This is a genomic window from Cellulomonas sp. P5_C6, assembly GCF_054049635.1.
The window spans coordinates 1-1,028 of the sequence record NZ_JBFULZ010000377.1 but is presented as its reverse complement, the minus strand read 5'-3'; the positions used below and the strand labels follow the sequence as shown (position 1 = coordinate 1,028).

Genomic DNA, 1,028 nt, shown 5'->3' with positions numbered 1-1,028 from the left:
CCCTCCTGGTCGGCGCGTGCGCGTCGGCCGGCTCGGCCGCGTCCGTCCCGTTGCCGCCGGCCAACGGGCAGTTCGACTACCAGATCGGCGGCGCCTACACGCCGTCGTCGACCGCGAGGATCGTCGACCGCGACCGGCTCGACGCGCCCGCGGCCGGCACGTACAACATCTGCTACGTCAACGCGTTCCAGACCCAGCCCGACGACGCGACCTGGTGGAAGACCCACCACGACGACCTGCTGCTGAAGAAGGCGAACGGGTCGTACGTGATCGACAGCGCCTGGGACGAGATGCTGCTGGACACGTCGACGGCGGCGAAGCGGACGAAGCTGCTGGCGGTCGTCGGCGGCTGGATCGACGGCTGCAAGGCCGACGGGTTCAACGCGGTCGAGCCTGACAACCTCGACAGCTACAGCCGCAGCGGCAAGCGGCTGACGCAGCAGAACAACATCGACTTCGCCCGGCTGCTGGCCACGAGGGCGCACGCGGACGGCCTGGCGATCGCGCAGAAGAACGACTCCTCGTTGGCGTCGAAGGGCAAGGCGATCGGGTTCGACTTCGCCGTCGTCGAGGAGTGCCAGGTCTACGACGAGTGCGGCGACTTCACGTCGGTGTACGGCACGCAGGTGTACGAGATCGAGTACACCGACAACGGCGGCACGGCGAACTTCACCAAGGCCTGCGCCGCGCGCGGGGTGTCGACGAGCGTCATCTACCGCGACCGCGACGTCGTGCCGAAGGGCACCAGCGGCTACGTGTACACGTTCTGCTGACGGCTCCGGGGCGGGCGGGTCAGGACGACCTGCCCGCCTCCGGCCGCGGCATCACGCCGGCCCGGAGGGGCGTCGAGTGCCGACGCCATACCTGCCAGCCGTCGGGCGTGCGCAGCCAGGTGTCGGTGAGGACGAAGATCCCGCTGCGGTCGACGCCGTCCACGGACGCGACCATGTCCACCTTCTGCAGGTGCACGGCCACGTCGTCGCGGACGTCCCACGCCGACTCGAGGGTGTCCCAGCCGGTCACGACGT

At 69.7% G+C, this 1,028-nt stretch carries 2 protein-coding genes; one reads left to right on the top strand and one right to left on the bottom strand.

Features of this window, described 5'->3' with window-relative positions:
* A partial coding sequence (locus ACXJKG_RS21255; protein WP_456847700.1) for an endo alpha-1,4 polygalactosaminidase occupies positions 1-773 on the top strand: 773 nt, incomplete at its 5' end.
* 19 nt (positions 774-792) lie between these two features.
* On the opposite strand, the gene ACXJKG_RS21250 is transcribed toward ACXJKG_RS21255, so the two are convergent.
* Positions 793-1,028 (bottom strand): hypothetical protein (locus ACXJKG_RS21250; RefSeq protein WP_456847699.1); only part of this gene is annotated, 236 nt, incomplete at its 5' end.